General features: G+C 55.1%; 16 protein-coding genes. 12 read left to right on the top strand and 4 right to left on the bottom strand.

Translation table 11 applies throughout. The annotated features are described in order from the left end of the window. The first annotated feature begins 444 nt into the window (after nt 1-444). From FIV00_RS10125 to FIV00_RS10110, 4 genes are read left to right on the top strand one after another with little or no spacing between them, the layout of a single operon-like run. Nucleotides 445-1,446, top strand: a complete 1,002-nt coding sequence (locus FIV00_RS10125; protein WP_152500630.1) for a glycosyltransferase family 2 protein — start codon at nt 445-447, stop codon at nt 1,444-1,446. After that, nucleotides 1,430-2,959 carry a hypothetical protein gene (locus tag FIV00_RS10120; RefSeq protein ID WP_152500629.1) on the top strand — a complete coding sequence of 510 codons (1,530 nt, stop codon included), beginning with the start codon at nt 1,430-1,432 and terminating at the stop codon, nt 2,957-2,959. The genes FIV00_RS10125 and FIV00_RS10120 overlap by 17 nt, the downstream gene beginning before the upstream one ends. Further along, nucleotides 2,956-3,726: a class I SAM-dependent methyltransferase gene (locus FIV00_RS10115; RefSeq protein ID WP_247649372.1), complete on the top strand. Its 771-nt coding sequence runs from the start codon at nt 2,956-2,958 to the stop codon at nt 3,724-3,726. Before FIV00_RS10120 ends, FIV00_RS10115 begins: the two co-directional genes overlap by 4 nt. Nucleotides 3,727-3,762: 36 nt before the next feature. Next, entirely contained in the window at nt 3,763-4,674 is a 912-nt protein-coding gene (locus FIV00_RS10110) for a lysylphosphatidylglycerol synthase domain-containing protein (protein ID WP_152500628.1), read from the top strand. 64 nt (nt 4,675-4,738) lie between these two features. Here the strand turns inward: FIV00_RS10110 and FIV00_RS10105 are convergent, their stop codons facing one another. Beyond that, complete coding sequence (locus FIV00_RS10105; protein ID WP_152500627.1) at nt 4,739-5,938, bottom strand: pyridoxal phosphate-dependent aminotransferase; 1,200 nt, start codon at nt 5,936-5,938, stop codon at nt 4,739-4,741. Nucleotides 5,939-6,223: 285 nt separating this feature from the next. Between FIV00_RS10105 and FIV00_RS10100 the strand changes: the two genes are divergently transcribed. Further along, a complete protein-coding gene (locus FIV00_RS10100) occupies nt 6,224-7,957 on the top strand; it encodes a caspase family protein (protein ID WP_152500626.1) in 1,734 nt (577 codons plus the stop codon). A gap of 7 nt (nt 7,958-7,964) precedes the next feature. Here the strand turns inward: FIV00_RS10100 and FIV00_RS10095 are convergent, their stop codons facing one another. Continuing rightward, nucleotides 7,965-9,095, bottom strand: coding sequence for a hypothetical protein (locus tag FIV00_RS10095; protein ID WP_152500625.1), 1,131 nt, complete (start codon nt 9,093-9,095; stop codon nt 7,965-7,967). Between the two features lie 254 nt (nt 9,096-9,349). Continuing rightward, nucleotides 9,350-9,925, bottom strand: coding sequence for a TetR/AcrR family transcriptional regulator (locus FIV00_RS10090; RefSeq protein ID WP_152500624.1), 576 nt, complete (start codon nt 9,923-9,925; stop codon nt 9,350-9,352). A 73-nt stretch (nt 9,926-9,998) separates the two neighbouring features. Between FIV00_RS10090 and FIV00_RS10085 the strand changes: the two genes are divergently transcribed. From FIV00_RS10085 to FIV00_RS10075, 3 genes are all read left to right on the top strand, one after another. After that, nucleotides 9,999-10,412, top strand: coding sequence for a RidA family protein (locus tag FIV00_RS10085; RefSeq protein ID WP_152500623.1), 414 nt, complete (start codon nt 9,999-10,001; stop codon nt 10,410-10,412). A 244-nt stretch (nt 10,413-10,656) separates the two neighbouring features. After that, nucleotides 10,657-10,887 (top strand): hypothetical protein, encoded by a 231-nt coding sequence (locus FIV00_RS10080; protein ID WP_152500622.1) that lies wholly within the window; start codon nt 10,657-10,659, stop codon nt 10,885-10,887. Between the two features lie 38 nt (nt 10,888-10,925). After that, nucleotides 10,926-11,165, top strand: coding sequence for a hypothetical protein (locus FIV00_RS10075; protein WP_152500621.1), 240 nt, complete (start codon nt 10,926-10,928; stop codon nt 11,163-11,165). Nucleotides 11,166-11,284: 119 nt separating this feature from the next. Here FIV00_RS10075 and FIV00_RS10070 read toward each other — a convergent pair whose 3' ends face one another. After that, nucleotides 11,285-11,701, bottom strand: coding sequence for a VOC family protein (locus FIV00_RS10070; protein WP_152500620.1), 417 nt, complete (start codon nt 11,699-11,701; stop codon nt 11,285-11,287). A 330-nt stretch (nt 11,702-12,031) separates the two neighbouring features. On the opposite strand from FIV00_RS10070, the gene FIV00_RS10065 reads away from it, so the two are divergent. From FIV00_RS10065 to FIV00_RS10050, 4 genes are all read left to right on the top strand, one after another. After that, nucleotides 12,032-13,264, top strand: a complete 1,233-nt coding sequence (locus tag FIV00_RS10065) for an ABC transporter substrate-binding protein (RefSeq protein WP_152498999.1) — start codon at nt 12,032-12,034, stop codon at nt 13,262-13,264. A gap of 135 nt (nt 13,265-13,399) precedes the next feature. Then, the gene (locus FIV00_RS10060; RefSeq protein ID WP_152499000.1) at nt 13,400-14,293 is read left to right on the top strand and encodes a carbohydrate ABC transporter permease; all 894 of its coding nucleotides are present in this window, start codon (nt 13,400-13,402) and stop codon (nt 14,291-14,293) included. A 64-nt stretch (nt 14,294-14,357) separates the two neighbouring features. After that, nucleotides 14,358-15,185 carry a carbohydrate ABC transporter permease gene (locus FIV00_RS10055; protein ID WP_209006944.1) on the top strand — a complete coding sequence of 276 codons (828 nt, stop codon included), beginning with the start codon at nt 14,358-14,360 and terminating at the stop codon, nt 15,183-15,185. 10 nt (nt 15,186-15,195) lie between these two features. After that, nucleotides 15,196-16,287, top strand: coding sequence for an ABC transporter ATP-binding protein (locus FIV00_RS10050; RefSeq protein ID WP_152499002.1), 1,092 nt, complete (start codon nt 15,196-15,198; stop codon nt 16,285-16,287). Nucleotides 16,288-16,291: the final 4 nt, after the last annotated feature.

The following is a 16,291-nucleotide window of genomic DNA, read 5'->3' as shown; positions in this document are numbered from 1 at the left end:
ATCGCGGCAAAATTTTAAACACGCAAAAGTCGTACCCCATCACAAGTGGAATAGCCTGCTTTCCTGCCTTTCGACCGCAGGACAATTGCTGGGCAGTACAATGCATCGCCAGCATCCCAAGTGGTCAAACTTGGTCGATGCTGCCTGCTGGGCTGTCACCTATAGCCTTCAATTCTTGACCTACACTTGAATGAAGCTTGAAGGATGTGATCCGACATCGTCAAAACAGGCGATAGCCAAGAATTCTCAAAATATAAATTTGAAATTTATTTATAAAACACGAAGAAAAAATCAGAAGACTATCGATTATTTAAAATCACCAAAGTTATCCATTTCTTAAACTGTAATATCTAATTGTAACGATGCTTGGGAGGGGGTTTTCTGGCTTGGAACATTAGCAGGGAAACTCAAGACCGTTTGTCAGATGTTTGCATAGTGTCGTTCATGAAACTGATCGTTCAAATTCCGTGCTTCAACGAAGAAAAAACGCTTCCGCTTGTTGTTGCGGAAATACCCAGATCCATTCCAGGTATCGACAAAGTCGAAATCCAGGTCATTGACGACGGCTCCACCGACAACACGGTCGATACAGCGATCGCCTGCGGTGTCGACCACATCATACAAAACGGTCACAACAAGGGGTTGGCGAGAAGCTTCCAGTCCGGCATCGAATCCGCCCTCAATCTCGGAGCAGATATCATCGTCAACACGGACGGTGACAATCAGTATTCGGGCGCATCCATCCCCGACCTGGTAAGACCCATCGTCGAAAATCGAGCAGATATCGCGATTGGCGACCGCAACCCCGGTGAAAATCGTGAATTCTCCTGGGCGAAACGACAACTGCAAAAGTTCGGGACGCATGTGGTGCGCAGTCTCGCTCAAGTTGATGTAAGCGATGCGGTCTCAGGCTTCAGAGCCTACTCACGCGATGCGGCCCTTACGATCAATGTCATGACCAGATTCAGCTATACCACCGAGACGCTGATCCACGCCGGCCAGCACGGACTGAAAGTGGTGTCCGTTCCAGTGTCGACAAACCCGACAACCCGCCCATCGCGGCTGGCAAAATCCACCATTCGGTTCTTGCAAAAGCAGCTCGTAACGATCCTGCGCAGCTATTTCATGTACCGTTCGCTCAGTGCTTTTCTCTGGGCAGGCATCTTGATGATTACAATCGGTCTTCTGCCGGTTGTGAGGTTTCTCTATTTTTACGCTATTGGCGATGGTGACGGCAGAATTCAGTCGCTCGTTCTGGGCAGCATGTTTCTCCTGGCGGGCTATATCACGGTCGTCATCGCGTTCCTGAGCGATGCGTTGGCAACAAATCGTCGATTGACGGAATCTGTTCTTCAGCGCCTCCGCCGTCTGGAACAAGATACCCAGCCGCCGCCGGCCAACCCGCAAATTCAATCCAGTGGCCAGCGCGATGACGATATCCAGTGAAATCACCGGGTCTGCCAACCCAATGCCGCTAAGAAAGTCATGGGACCTGATCGCCATCGGCATGGTCCTTTACGCATTGCTGGCGACTGGTTTGCTGAAAAGCGTTGACGGTTTTCCGCTCGGGCAAAACCTCTACGACGAATACTTTCTTGCGCTTTTGGACGGGCGAATGGACCTGCCTGCGCGCGTGGCACAATTTGAAGGACACTATACCCCGGACGGGATTGCCTATCTCTACCATGGCGTCGGTCCGCTGATACCCCGTTTTGTCTTTGGTTGGATCTGGCCGTTTGAGACCTATTCTCTCGCACCGCTGGCAATCTGGTTATGGTCCTGCCTCGGAACACTCGGTCTTCACGCAGCGTTCCACAAGGCAACGTCAGGAGCATTGGAACAACTCGGCAGTCGAGGCCTCACGCTCAGCCGAATGCTCGGCATAGCGATCTGGTTCGGGTCACCGGGATTTTTGCTGTGCGCAAGCACGTCCTTTTATCACGAACCCATTGCCTTGGCGTTTGCAGCAACAAGCCTCTTCATATTGATTTGGGCCAACGTCGCCTTTGGCGAATGGCCTCTCTGGAAAACAGTCCTACCCTGCGCAGCACTTGCAGCGCTGGCACTACACGCCAGGCCAAACGTTGCAATCGGGCTCTATTTCGCAACAATACTTGCCCTTGGCTTGCTCGCCTGGATGTCGCTGCGCATGCATTTTCTGCGGATTGTGATCGCTCTGGCAATTATGGGTGCAGGCGGCGCAGGTTACCTCGGCCTGAACGCGGCCCGCTTCGGATCTCCCACCGAGACCCATGGCAGCTTCTCCCAAAGCGACGTTCAATACGGATTTGTCTACTGGGGTGCTGAGGACACCGACAGCGAAAGAGCGCAGGCGTTCAAAGACCACGGCAAGTTCAATATCAAGCGTATTCCGCACAACGCGACGATCTATCTGTTCGACATTCCCGCCGTAACGGGTCAGCTCCAGGCAGTCAGCGAAGCGTTTCACGCATCGGTCAGATCGACGCTGGCGCAAGACCTCGGCTTTATTCGCGTTGAAAGTCCTTATGTCGGCATGGTGTTTCTTTGGCCGCTCTGGATACTGTTTGCCGTGAGTGCACCTGCGGCCGGCGGACAGGTCTGGCGTCGCATGGCTATACCATTGGCTGGCGGGTTCGCAATCGCCGGACTGACCCTGGCCTACGGAACCATAACGCTGCGCTATCGGGTCGATCTTTGGCCTTTGCTCGCGCTTCTGGCGCTCCTGGGAGCATCTGCGATTGCAAAACTGTTCGCCAAAGGCAAGTCCGGACTGTTTTTGAAGGTCGCACTGATAGCCGCCTTCCTGATCGGAATTGCCGTGTCCGCCAGCACCGTCGCCCAGCTACGCGGTTTCCAGATGGCACCTCAGAGCAAACCCTTCTGGAGCATGGAAGAATGCCGGCACCTGACTGGCCAGAAAGACTTTTCAGACGCTGACACTGAGCGGATCTGCCGTCCGCCGAGGATCGGACATTGACGTTATCCAGGGCCATCACACCAATGCCTAGTGCCAAACAACTCTATGTCGGCGCCGTCCGCGCTGTGCACCCACTTGCCCGAGCCACCGGGCTGCTGTCCTGGCTGCAGTCTTCGGCAAAGAAACATCGGTTCGCCCACTGGCTCAGAAGTCTGTTTGCCATTCACGATATCGACGGCCTGATCGACCTCGATGTGCCTTGGTGGACCTATAGGGCAATCGACGAAACCGAGGCTTTCCTCGCTTCGAGGTCAAAAGCAAGGGTTTTTGAATATGGATCCGGCGCCAGTACCGTTTGGCTGGCCAAGCGAGCTGGAACCGTGGTCAGTGTAGAACACGACGCCGGCTGGCACTCTCTGGTCCAAACACGGCTTGCCATGGCCAACAGCGCAACAAACCTATCGCACATCCTCATTGAGCCCTTGAAAGTGCAAGCAAAAACGGACTCACGGTACCTTTCGGTCAAACCCGGTCACAATGGATTATCATTCGAGGACTATGCCAAATCGATCCTCGATCAGGATGAAGCCTTTGACCTCATCGTCATTGACGGTCGTGCACGCGGCGCATGTCTGGAACATGCAGTCTCTCGCCTGAAACCAGATGGTTTGATTGTCTTCGACAACTCGAAGCGCAAACGTTACCGGCAGTCGATTGCCGCCTCCGGTCTGGCTGCTCGGCATCTTGCAGGTTTGACGCCTTCGCTCCCCTATCCGGACGAGACCACCTTGTTGACATTTTCACCGAAACGCACGGCAAAGACATAGAGGTCTAAATCCGTGAGGACGCTGCCGGAGCAAGAAATGACTGCCTTGGCCAAACGAGCAAATTTGAAGAAGCTCGCCGTTTGGGTGGGACGCTTTGTGCTTCTGGCAGCATTGATTTTTCTTGCATTCGAGTTGCGCAAGCATTGGTCCGGAATTTCCGGGTGGCGCCCAACAGGCCAAGATGTAGCGCTCCTGTTCAGCCTTGCTCTCATTTACGCGCTGGGCCTGCTGCTTCTGGCAGAATGCTGGCATTGGATCTTGAAGCTATTCGGTACACTTCACCGGAAGCTGGCCTACGCTTCATTTCTGATCACACAGGTTGCCAAATATCTCCCAGGCAATGTTGCTCATCTGATCGGTCGCGGGCTCTATGTTCGCGACAACGGTTTGAAAGACGGTCATATCGTTCAGGCAACCTTGCTTGAAATGGCGATCATTCCCTCAGGTGCCATCGTGGCAATCATGATCCTGGGTTGTGCAGGCCAGCTTGGCGCGGTCCTTCCCTTCATTCCAATTTGGCTTTGGTGGTTGGGAAGTTTTGCAATTCTTGCCTCAAGTGCGATTGCGGTCGGCCTCTCAGACCGTTTGGGCCTGAAGTTGCGGCCCGTCCTGTTGGATCTGTCCTTCAGTCTTGGTCTGTCTGTCCTGTTCATGGGACTTCTCGGCACAGTATTTGCGGCAATTTTTTTAATGCTCTCCCCTGCACCGGTGGCTGCCCTCGCCGGCAGTGCAATCCTCGCTTGGCTTGTTGGGTATCTGACACCCGGCTCCCCGGGAGGTCTGGGAACGCGCGAAGCAACCCTCTTTGCACTTCTCAGCAGCCTGCAAATGCAAGACACCGCACTTTTGGCAGCCGCTCTGTTTCGGCTTGTGACCGTTCTTGGTGATCTCATCGCGTTTCTGGCCGGCTGGTTGTTGTTCCGAAACACCGACAAAGGCGGGACCTGATCCAATCAAAAAAAGAGCGGCAAAAGCCGCTCCTTTATCCGTCATGCGCCTATCGGCAACATGACTATTTCAGGTTGCCACAGAACCGCTGAATACGCGTACAGGCTTCTTCAAGCGCTTCCGTAGACGTTGCATAGGAAATTCTGAAGTTCGGACCAAGACCAAACGCCGAGCCATGAACAACTGCAACACCTTCGCTCTCCAGGAGTTCAGTGACGAAGTCTGCATCCGTCTCAATGACTTTGCCGGACGGAGCCGTACGCCCGATTGTTCCCGCGCAAGACGGGAATACGTAAAATGCGCCTTCCGGAACCGGACAGCTGATGCCGTTGGCCTGATTGAGCATGGAAACGACAAGATCACGCCGAGCCTTGAAGACTTCATTGTTTTTCGGAATGAAATCCTGTGTACCGCTCAGTGCTTCCACCGCAGCCCACTGGGCGATCGAGCAGGGGTTTGATGTCGATTGCGACTGCACCTTTGCCATTGCCTTGATGAGCTCGGCCGGGCCGCCGGCATAGCCGATGCGCCAACCGGTCATGGCATAGGCCTTGGAGACACCATTGACCGTCAGGGTGCGATCATAAAGTGAAGGCTCTACTTGTGCCGGCGTGGTGAACTGGAAATCGTCATAGACCAGGTGCTCATACATGTCGTCGGTCATGATCCACACTTGAGGATGCTTGACCAGCACATCGCAAAGCGCCTGCAACTCAGCCTTCGTATAGGCAGCGCCTGACGGGTTGGACGGAGAGTTGAAGATAAGCCATTTCGTGCGCGAAGTGATTGCGGCATCGAGAGCTTCAGGTGTGATCTTGAAGGTTGATTTATCAGCCTCCACGATCACCGGCTCACCACCTGCCAAAAGCACCATATCAGGATAACTGACCCAGTAAGGCGTCGGAATGACGACCTCGTCACCAGGGTTCAAGGTCGCAATCAGGGCATTATAGAGTACCTGCTTGCCGCCGGTTCCGACGGTGATCTGGTTGGTCTCATAGTCAAGGCCGTTTTCCCGCTTGAATTTGTCGACAATAGCCGCCTTCAACTCCGGAATACCGTCCACAGCCGTGTATTTGGTCTTGCCTTCGTTGATTGCCGTGATGGCCGCCGCCTTGATGTTTTCCGGCGTGTCGAAATCCGGCTCGCCAGCACCGAGACCGATCACATCGCGGCCTGCGGCTTTAAGCTCGCGCGCCTTGTTGGTGACGGCGATGGTCGCAGAAGGTTGAACACGCGCCAATGCGTCAGCAAGAAAGCCCATAATGTCCTCCAGGGGGAAACGGGAATAACAGCGCGCGGACCCTAAAACCGCTGACCGAGGATGACAAGACCCATGAGCCAATTCTCTGACGCTGACCAAGGAAAAGCCCTTGCGTTTCAAGCTGCGGTTTTTGGCAGTCTTTGCTTGTCGTTCCCAAGATAACGAAACGCCGTGCCGCTGACGCAGCGTCTGCCATGCCTTGACGGGTCACGCCGCACCGTCCCATGATCTCTTTGAGGACGAAGAAATGGCATCTTCCGGTCCGGTGCATCGAACGGGGGCTCAATGCAAAAACCAACACTGCTTTTCCTATTGGTCCTGGGCATGCTCTGGCAGCCTGTCGCGTCTTTGGCAGCAAGCGACCGTGTCGCGCTCGTGATCGGAAATGCCAGCTATCGCCACGCAACTCAATTGAGCAACCCCATCAACGATGCAACCCTGATCGCGGACAAACTGACGGATCTCGGATTTCGTGTGCATCTGGTCAGAGACGCAAGCTTTGAAAAATTCACTGCTGCTTTGAGAAAATTCGAAACGGATCTGCAATCCGCCTCGACTGGCATGTTCTATTATGCAGGCCACGGAATGCAGTTTCGCGAAGAGAACTTCCTGCTTGCGACGGACGCAGCCATCATAGACCAGCAGGATGTTGTCACGAGCGGCAAGAACCTCAACGAGATCATTGGCATGATGGAAACACACGTGCCATTGAGCCTTGTATTCATCGATGCCTGCAGAAACAATCCGTTTGCCGACAATCTGAGACAGAAGCTTGCCGGGCGAGCGCGTGCGCTTGGCCTAAGCCGTGGCCTGGCGGTCCCAGAGCAAACTGCCAATTCTCTCGTTGCGTTTGCGACGAAACCGAATGAAGTCGCGCTGGATGGCGACACCCACAATTCTCCCTTCACGACAGCGCTCGCAAAGCACATTGTCACTCCGAATATTGAAGTCTCGACGATGCTGAAACGGGTCACGCGTGATGTGCTTGAGGCTACCGGGCATCAACAGCGGCCAGAAGTCGTCGCTTCCATGTCATCAGAGTTCTACTTCTTTCACAACAGCGCTTTGGTCGCCCCTGTGGTTACCTATGACAACGATGTTGAGCGGGAAGCTGCAGCCACGCTCGCACTCAAGGAAGCCGTCAGGAACAATACGGTTATCGGCTACCGGACTATTCTTGAGCAGTTCCCGAAAACCGCCGCTTCAGATGTCGCAGACAGCCTTTTGAAGGAATTGCAGCAGAAGAAAACATCCGGTTCGAGCAGAGCCTCACAAGAGCAGACGGAACTGACCGTATCAGCACAGACGCTTTTGGATCGCATGAGCGAGGCAAGCCGAACGGGCGCGCCCCTGACAGTCGCCAGTACAGCACCGGACGTGATCGAGCAGAGCCTGGGCTTGGGTGTTGAGGGATATAAGAAAATTCAAACAGCCCTGAACATGCTTGGTCACGACGCTGGCACCGAAGACGGCGTCTTTGGTGCAAAGTCGCGATCAGCCCTGCGCGAGTTTCAGATTGCGACGAAAATCGAGGAAACCGGCTACGTCGACCAGACAGCACTTTTGCAGCTGATCAAGGTATTTGAGGAAACGCCGAAGGTGCTGGATGGCCTTTGGCAGCTCCAGGTGCATCGCTTCAACCCTCACCCGGAAGACCCCTATCAGGTCAATGCGAGAACTCATTTGTCTTCGGCCGATCTCCGGTTTCGCGATGGCCAGTTTTTTCTCCTGGATTGGACCAATCTTGCCGGTGCTTCCCGTCAGGACGATCGCAATCCCTTTGCGAATTTTCGCGGCGTCGTCTCGCAAGACAAGAAACTCACCTTACGATTGGAAGCAGACTATTTGTTCGGAAAACGAAAGGTCAGAACCGTGGAGATCCGAGGGACACTGCCTGAGTTTGTCGCTTATGGGTCTACTTTGGGGTTCACCGGCCCACGCCTTGAACGCAATGGGCCCAAGGACGAAATGTGGGTTCGCGTTGAGCTGAAACGGAAACCGCCTGAGAAGACGAACTGAACGATCCTCAGCTTCTCGTTTCCAGGATCAGTTTTGGCTCATTTGTGGTCTCATCAATCAGCGCACACTTGAAGCGTTTCTTCTTGGTTTGGCCGTTGAGGATATTCACCGAAACCGACAGTGGAACGTCCGAGCCCTGTTTGGCGGATCCGATCAATGCCTGGTAATCATTGGCATGAAGCAGAGTCTCGGTAATCGGTCGATTGTCGATGGCATCTGACGTCAGATGGTAGATTTTCATGGCCGCGTTGTTCGCTGCAATGATCATACGGGTCTTGGTGTTGATCACCAGCATTGGAGCACTACAGATTTCAAAGACTTTTGTGAAATCGACATCGCCACCGGCATGACCGGCTGAAAAGAGCACTCCACCCACAGTTCCGCCGACCCGAAAATACATGGCATCGTATTTCAGCTCCAGGCTCTCGTTGCTGGCAAGCAGAAACTTGCCCCGGCCTGTCGCGCTCGCACGCCGCGTCAGTGAAGCGAGTGACAGTGAAACGATCGTCCGGCCGACCCTGTTTTGTATGTGGGCGATATTGCGTCCGAGGATCAGTCGAGCATCGTCAATTTGAAAACTCTTCAAAAAGCCATCGCTGGCAAATCGCACATAGCCGAAATTGTCGACCAGCAGCACCACACGCGTGGATGATGCAACGAAGTGCTGGAGTATTGGCGCCAAGCCAAGTGCGATCCGGCCGGGATTGTCGTCGCTTTGTCCGATTGAAGGAAAACAAATTGCCAGGATCTTTCCATCCGGCAACTCATAGCGATACGCAACGATTGGAATGCCTGGAATGCGATGGTCGGGACCACCGCCCACATCAAACGGACCTGCCTGTCCGTCTCTGATCGCACCTTGTACAAGATGCAAGATGGTCTTCCGATCTTCCGGCGACAAATGCCGCAACGCCTGGTTCGATGGCGCTTCCTGGAGGTCCATCACTTCACTGTTGAAGCTCTGGGAACCGATTTCATGCCAAATCAGTGTCTTTTTGCTGATGTCCGCTATGAAAAACTGAAGGCCTGCAAGCGCGAGCGCCGGACCGTCTGCATCAAGCGCCGGAGCCTTTACCGGTTCAGCTTTTGAAGCTGTCGAAGTCTCTGCGAGTGCGCCCTGTGCCGCATTCATCGTCATTTCACTCTTGACCTGTTTTTAGCAAGCTCTCCCGTGACGATGAGTATGTGTGACAAATACAAACAAAGACTAAAACCTTGCCATAAAATCCAAAAAGATAAGTAGAATTAGGGATACTATTTACAAATATATCTATTTCTAAAATTGAAATAAACAAGTTGTTTACCAAGAACACTGGTTTCACTTGTTGAAACTTCCCGATCAAAGAACTGCCCGACGATTGAATTCAGACTGGTCTTTGATCGTGCTGAGGTTCACTTTTCACCGAGGACTGTCCGGAATATGGAGGCTATTTGCTCCTTGGACGGTTTCGGGCCCTGGTTGGTGGCGTACATGAGAGAGATGCCATCGATAAGCCCCGCACATGTCTCGATCGGTACATCCGTCCTGCCGCCTGAGATGAGTTTCAGAAAAAATGCGATGGGTCTTCTTGCCGCTTGAGCCAGCTTTTCGCCTGCACCTGCAAGGTAATCCTGTCGCGCAGCTGCGAGAGTCAATTCCAGGCGCGCCAGGAACAAATGCCTGGCGCCATCGGTATAATCTGCGAGTTCCTCAGCCACATATTCAACCGCCGCATCGACGCCTTCGCTTGCGGCCCTTTCGGAAAAACCGACTTGAAGCTCATCGCAGTCCTTTTCGAGCAATTCCGCAAGGTATTCGCAAGCCGCGTTCAGAAGGTCCGGCTTCCTTCGATAGTAATAGGATGTTGATCCTTGGGGAATCTTCGCAACTTCGTCGACTGCACGATGGGTAACGCCATCCAAGCCCCTTTCCGCGAGGAGCGTAATGACAGCATCCAAAATCAGCATTCGGCGGTCCGTTTTTTTCATTGCCACAAAATCTCTACATTTGTAGTGTTTTTCTAAATCATCGAATTGTTAAATCAGACGAATGAAGTGAACCATGACACAAACGATCAAAAGAATGAACCCGCCCTCATTGCCGGACGCAACGGCCATCGGCTACTCCCAGATCTCCATTGTTGAAACCGGAAAGCTGGCATTCGTTTCCGGTCAGGTTGCGCTGCCGGCAGATGGGTCACCTGTTCCCGAAAACCTGCGGGAGCAAGCGGCCATCGTTGCAGAAAATGCTGGAGCCGCCTTGCAGGCGCTTGGCGCCGAAGCAACGGACATTGCCATGGCGCGCTGTTATGTGACCGACTTGACGCCTGAACGATTGGATGAGGTGTTTCCGCCAATCCTTGATTTCTTCAACGGGGCCAAGCCCAGCCTGACCGGCATCGGCGTTGCCGCGCTTGCCGCACCAGAGTTTCAAGTAGAGCTGGAGCTGACGGTAAGCTTGCAAAACAAGAACTGATCGTTCGCACAAGTTCTCCAGTCGAGCACCAGAATCAGGTGCTCTTCTGGCTGGCAGCAAATAGAGATTTGCAACGAAACCGATTATCCAGCCGCTCTGCACAACGGGTCGTTGAACGGAGTTTTAAACCGTTCGAATTTGCCGCAAAATTGTCATGAAATCATACGGCCTCAGTCCGATTCAGGACTGCGTCGCGGCGCAATTTTCAATCAGATTGCGACCATCCAAAGTGATGGAGGCCGTGATGCCGGTTCAAAAAACACAAACAAAGAGACTGTCGGGAGCGGGTTTACCGCTCGCCTTACTGTTTCTCTTGGCAACGGTCCTTTTGCTCGGGACAACCTTGCTGCTTGAGCCAGGTATCGGTCTTCCGTTTGCGGCGTTTCTCGCCATGGTCACCTTGACGCAACTGCTCGGCAGACGTGTCTTCGACGAATTGACGGAAGCCTCGAACCGGGCTGAGCAGAGCCGGTAAAACCAACACTATCCCATCACCAAGAAAACTGGTTGATCATGTCTCGCGTTCAGAACCAGAGCAAACGCAGAGTTGCTTCGCACAAACACGAACTGAGTGAAGCCCGCCCACTCCTCCAGGCTATTCTCCTGGGCATCGTCCTGGCGACCGCATTGATTGCGGCAGCGGCAATGGCAAATCCAGACGACTGGACGGATGGCCAGGGCAGCAAGAACCAGAACCTGAAACAGGGGCAGGTTCATCAGATTTCAGCACCTCTCCAAGCCAGGTCGGAGTAAACACCGACCATGGCTGGTGCACTGAAAAGCACTGGAGAGTTGACACCCTAATCATGCTCGAGGCTACTGCAATAGCGTAGCCTCGACGCGTTGGAAACCCAGCCTTGGTTTCCTGGTTATCACCACTTTCCTGTGTTTTCCATGGACGCCCAGGGTTCTCGCGCCTCAAGCGGGTCACCTTTTTGCAGGAACTCGATCGATTGGTTGTCCGGTGTGCGCACAAAGGCCATTCGGCCATCGCGCGGCGGACGGTTGATGGTGACACCTGCTGCCTGAAGGTCTTCGCAAGTTCTATAGATGTCATCGACCTGATAGGCGAGGTGACCGAAGAACCGCGCTTCCCCCAAATCCTCTGGGTCATAATTCCAGGTCAGTTCAACAGGCGTGTCCTCCCCTCCAGGAGGTGCCATCATGACAATCGTGAAGCGTGCTTCAGGCTCGTCGTATCGGGCGGTTTCCTTGAAACCAAGAAGCTCAAAGAACGCCATGGACTTTTCAAGGTCGCTAACTCTGAGCATCGTATGCAGATATTGCATTGCTTGATCTTTTTGTTTGAAACTGGACTCTAGTTTCTGCAAGGCCGTTTGCCGAACGGATCAGATACACGCCGAATTGGAACTGCGTGCTGGTATCCATATGCATCGATTGCACTTGCCGGGCATTTTTTGACGGACACAGTCACTCGAAACTCCGAATGGTAACGTTGTCCCTAATTGTCTTATCATTTTTGTCATTCTTGACAAGAAAAATACAAATTATTCTTTTTCAATATATTTTTCTGACACTTAAAAGGTTTCAATATCAGAATTTGACTCCCAACTGACTTTAGGTTTATCGATAAACAATCAGAAATCTGGGAGGAGACTATGAAAGCACTACACGCTGTATTTGCAGCAACCACCGCACTGTGCGCGGCGACTGCCGTCCACGCGACGGATTTGGAAGTTACGCACTGGTGGACATCAGGTGGTGAGGCTGCCGCTGTTGCAGAGTTTGCGAAGGCGTTTGACGCGACGGGCAACAAGTGGGTTGATGGTGCGATTGCCGGTTCCGGCGGCACGGCGCGTCCGATCATGATCAGCCGCATCACGGGCGGCGATCCGATGGGCGCGACGCAGTTCAACCACGGCCGTCAGGCAGAAGAGCTTGTGGAAGCCGGCCTGATGCGCGACCTCAGCGATGTGGCGGCGGAAGGCAACTGGGCGGAGATCGTGCGTCCTTCCAGCCTGCTCGACAGCTGCACGCTTGACGGCAAGATCTACTGCGTGCCGGTCAACATTCACTCGCCGCAATGGCTGTGGATCAACAATGCCGTTTTTGAAGACAACGGCCTGGCCGTGCCGACCAACTGGGACGAGTTTGTCGCCGCTGCGCCCAAGCTGCAGGAAGCCGGCGTCGTGCCGCTCGCCATGGGCCAGCAGCCCTGGCAGACCACCCTCGCCTTCCAGACCCTTCTGACTGCGCTCGCAGGTCCGGAGACCTACACCAAGGTGTTCGGCGACAAGGATGCCGACCTTGCTGGCGGCCCGGAACTGGCCAAGGTCTTTGAGGCCGCGGCAACAGCCCGCGACATGGCCAAGGATTCCAACGTTCAAAACTGGAACGATGCCACGAACATGGTCATCACCGGCAAGGCCGGCGGCCAGATCATGGGCGACTGGGCCCAGGGTGAGTTCCAGGTGGCCAACCAGGTCGCCGGCAAGGACTACACCTGCCTGCCGGGCCTTGGCGTCAATGAAGTGATCCAGACCGGCGGCGATGCCTTCTACTTCCCGCAGGTGGACGATCCGGAGATCTCCGCGGCCCAGGCTGAACTCGCCAAGGTCATGATCTCCCCGGAGACACAGGTTGCCTTCAACCTGAAGAAGGGTTCCCTGCCGGTGCGCGGCGATGTCGATCTGTCGGCTGCCAATGACTGCATGCGCAAGGGCCTTGAGATCCTGGCCAAGGGCAACATCATTCCGGGCACCGACCAGTTGATGTCTGCTGACAGCAACCAGCAGGTCAACGACCTGTTCGTCGAGTTCTTCAACAACCCGTCCATGTCGGCTGAAGACGCTCAGAAGCTGTTCGCCTCGATCGTCGCCAACGCCGACTGATCCGCACAACGGGCTCCGCCGGTTCCGTCAACAGGGCTTGACGGCATCGGCGTCCTCCAGCCCTGCGCGCAGTTTCTGCGCGCAGGGAATTCTGGAACACTGCAAGCAGGCTTTTACGGGACAAGGAAGACAGGCATGGCCGCACCCTCAGGCCCAGCCAGATGGCACCGCAACTTGAGTGCCAAGGTGGCGGCAATTCCGATGATTGTCACCGCCCTGGTGGTCTTTATCGGCGGAACCGCCTGGACGGTTCTCTACTCCTTCACCAATTCCAAGCTGCTGCCACGGGAGAAGTTTATCGGCTTTGGCCAGTATGAACGCCTGTGGAGCAGCAACAAGTGGCTGATCTCGATCGAGAACCTGGCCATCTATGGCGGCTTCTCCCTCGTCTTCTCCCTCCTCATCGGCTTCATTCTGGCCGCCCTGCTCGATCAGAAGATCCGCTTTGAGGACACCTTCCGCACCATCTTGCTCTATCCCTTCGCGCTCAGCTTCATCGTCACGGGTCTTGCCTGGCAGTGGATCCTCAATCCGGATTTCGGCATCCAGCATGTCGTGCGCAGCCTGGGCTGGGAGAGCTTTGCCTTCGACCCGCTCTACAATCCCGACATCGTCATCTACGGCATTCTGATTGCCGGACTGTGGCAGGGTACCGGCCTCATCATGTGCCTCATGCTGGCCGGGTTGCGCGGCATTGACGAGGACATCTGGAAGGCCGCCAAGATTGACGGCATCCCCATGTGGAAGACCTATATCTTCATCGTCATCCCGATGATGCGCGGCATCTTCATCACCGCCATCGTGCTGGTCGCCTCCGGCATCATCAAGGTCTATGACCTGGTCGTCGCCCAGACCGGCGGCGGACCCGGCATCTCCTCAGAAGTGCCAGCCAAATACGTCTATGACGCCATGTTCCTGTCCCAGAACCTCGGACAGGGCTTTGCCGCCTCCACCATGATGCTGCTCACCGTTGCCATCATCGTCATTCCCTGGGCCTATCTCGAATTCGGAGGCAAGCGCCGTGGCTGATACTGCATATCTTTCCGGCCCCTCAGGTCCAAAACCCCGGCGCGTCCTGTCCCGCCGCAACATCATGATCTACGGCACGCTGATCGTCGTCTCGCTCTACTATCTGCTGCCTCTTTACGTGATGGTCGTCACCTCCCTCAAGGGCATGCCCGAGATCCGTCTCGGCAACATCTTCTCGCCCCCGGTCGAGGTTACCTTCCAGCCCTGGGTCAAGGCCTGGGCCGAAGCCTGTACCGGCCTCAATTGTGACGGCCTGTCGCGCGGCTTCTTCAACTCCGTGCGCATTCTCATTCCGTCCGTGATCCTGTCGATCATCATCGCCTCGATCAACGGCTATGCGCTCGCCAACTGGCGCTTCAAGGGCTCGGAGACCTTCTTCACCATCCTGATCGTCGGGGCCTTCATTCCCTATCAGGTCATGATCTATCCGATCGTCATCATGCTGCGCGAGGTCGGTCTTTACGGCAGTCTCACAGGCCTGGTCATCGTGCACACCATCTTCGGCATGCCGATCCTGACCCTGCTCTTCCGCAACTATTTTGCCTCCGTACCGCAGGAACTCTTCAAGGCCGCCCGCGTCGATGGCGCTGGCTTCTGGGGCATCTATTTCCGCATCATGGTCCCCATGAGCCTGCCCATCTTCGTCGTCGCCATGATCCTGCAGGTCACCGGCATCTGGAACGACTTCCTGTTCGGCGTCATCTACACAAAGCCGGACCTTTATCCGATGACGGTGCAGCTCAACAACATCGTCAACTCGACCCAGGGGGTGAAGGAATACAACGTCAACATGGCCGCCACCATTCTCACTGGCCTTGTTCCCCTCACCATCTACTTCATCTCCGGCAAACTCTTCGTCCGCGGCATCGCCGCCGGAGCGGTCAAAGGCTAACGAGAAAACAATGGAAACAAGTATCTCCGTCAAGAACCTCGCCTTAAGCTTCGGACACCTGGACGTGCTGAAGGATCTCAACCTGGAGATCGGCAAAGGCGAATTCCTGGTCCTGCTCGGGTCCTCGGGCTGCGGCAAGTCCACCTTGCTCAACTGCATCGCAGGCCTGCTCGATGTCACCGGCGGCCAGATCTTCATCGGCGACAAGAACGTCACCTGGGAAGAGCCCTCAAAGCGCGGCATCGGCATGGTGTTCCAGTCCTATGCCCTCTACCCCCAGATGACCGTTGCCGGCAATCTCAGCTTCGGCCTGAAGAATGCAGGCCTGCCGAAGGCGGAAATCGAGGAACGGGTCAACCGCGCCGCCAAGGTGCTGCAGATCGAGCCCCTGCTCAACCGCAAGCCCGCGGCCCTGTCCGGCGGCCAGCGACAGCGGGCGGCCATCGGCCGGGCCCTGGTGCGCGATGCCGATGTCTTCCTCTTCGACGAACCGCTCTCAAACCTGGACGCAAAGCTCAGGGCCGACCTCAGGGTCGAGATCAAGCAGCTGCACCAGAAGCTGAAGAACACCATGATCTACGTCACCCATGACCAGATCGAAGCCATGACCCTGGCCGACCGGATCGCCATCATGCGCGGCGGACGCATTCTGCAGCTGGCATCGCCCAACGAGATCTACAATCGCCCGGCCAGCAAATACGTGGCCGAGTTCATCGGATCGCCCACCATGAACTTCTTCGAGGGTGAACTCAAAGCCGACGGCGGAGCCTACAGCTTCACAAACGGCACACTCACCGTCCCCTTGAACGACTATCAGTTCAAGGAAACCAGCCCCGCCCCGGAACCTGCATGGTTCGGCATTCGACCCGAACACATGAGCTCAGGCGATGCCGCACAAAACGCCCCCGTGCGCATGAACGCATCCGTCGAACTCGTCGAACCCCTCGGATCCGACACCCTCGCACGCGTCAATGCACTGGACCATACCCTGTGGGTGCGAATGGACGGACAGGCAAACATCAAAAATGGCGACACAATCAACATCGGGTTCGATCCCAAACGCGCAAACATATTCAGCAAAAATAACGAAATCAGAATCTGAGCCG

The organism is Labrenzia sp. THAF82, assembly GCF_009363435.1.
GTDB lineage: Bacteria > Pseudomonadota > Alphaproteobacteria > Rhizobiales > Stappiaceae > Roseibium > Roseibium porphyridii.
Note: the sequence above shows the minus strand (reverse complement) of the source record. Positions and strands in the feature narration are given on the sequence as shown.

Excerpts from the sequence above, each read along its gene's own strand:
- FIV00_RS10125 (WP_152500630.1), top strand. The coding sequence starts at position 445 with ATGAAACTGATCGTTCAAATTCCGTGCTTCAACGAAGAAAAAACGCTT.
- FIV00_RS10120 (WP_152500629.1), top strand. The coding sequence starts at position 1,430 with ATGACGATATCCAGTGAAATCACCGGGTCTGCCAACCCAATGCCGCTA.
- FIV00_RS10110 (WP_152500628.1), top strand. The coding sequence starts at position 3,763 with ATGACTGCCTTGGCCAAACGAGCAAATTTGAAGAAGCTCGCCGTTTGG.
- FIV00_RS10105 (WP_152500627.1), bottom strand. The coding sequence starts at position 5,938 with ATGGGCTTTCTTGCTGACGCATTGGCGCGTGTTCAACCTTCTGCGACC.
- FIV00_RS10100 (WP_152500626.1), top strand. The coding sequence starts at position 6,224 with ATGCAAAAACCAACACTGCTTTTCCTATTGGTCCTGGGCATGCTCTGG.
- FIV00_RS10095 (WP_152500625.1), bottom strand. The coding sequence starts at position 9,095 with ATGACGATGAATGCGGCACAGGGCGCACTCGCAGAGACTTCGACAGCT.
- FIV00_RS10090 (WP_152500624.1), bottom strand. The coding sequence starts at position 9,925 with ATGAAAAAAACGGACCGCCGAATGCTGATTTTGGATGCTGTCATTACG.
- FIV00_RS10085 (WP_152500623.1), top strand. The coding sequence starts at position 9,999 with ATGACACAAACGATCAAAAGAATGAACCCGCCCTCATTGCCGGACGCA.
- FIV00_RS10080 (WP_152500622.1), top strand. The coding sequence starts at position 10,657 with ATGCCGGTTCAAAAAACACAAACAAAGAGACTGTCGGGAGCGGGTTTA.
- FIV00_RS10075 (WP_152500621.1), top strand. The coding sequence starts at position 10,926 with ATGTCTCGCGTTCAGAACCAGAGCAAACGCAGAGTTGCTTCGCACAAA.
- FIV00_RS10070 (WP_152500620.1), bottom strand. The coding sequence starts at position 11,701 with ATGCAATATCTGCATACGATGCTCAGAGTTAGCGACCTTGAAAAGTCC.
- FIV00_RS10065 (WP_152498999.1), top strand. The coding sequence starts at position 12,032 with ATGAAAGCACTACACGCTGTATTTGCAGCAACCACCGCACTGTGCGCG.
- FIV00_RS10060 (WP_152499000.1), top strand. The coding sequence starts at position 13,400 with ATGGCCGCACCCTCAGGCCCAGCCAGATGGCACCGCAACTTGAGTGCC.
- FIV00_RS10055 (WP_209006944.1), top strand. The coding sequence starts at position 14,358 with ATGATCTACGGCACGCTGATCGTCGTCTCGCTCTACTATCTGCTGCCT.
- FIV00_RS10050 (WP_152499002.1), top strand. The coding sequence starts at position 15,196 with ATGGAAACAAGTATCTCCGTCAAGAACCTCGCCTTAAGCTTCGGACAC.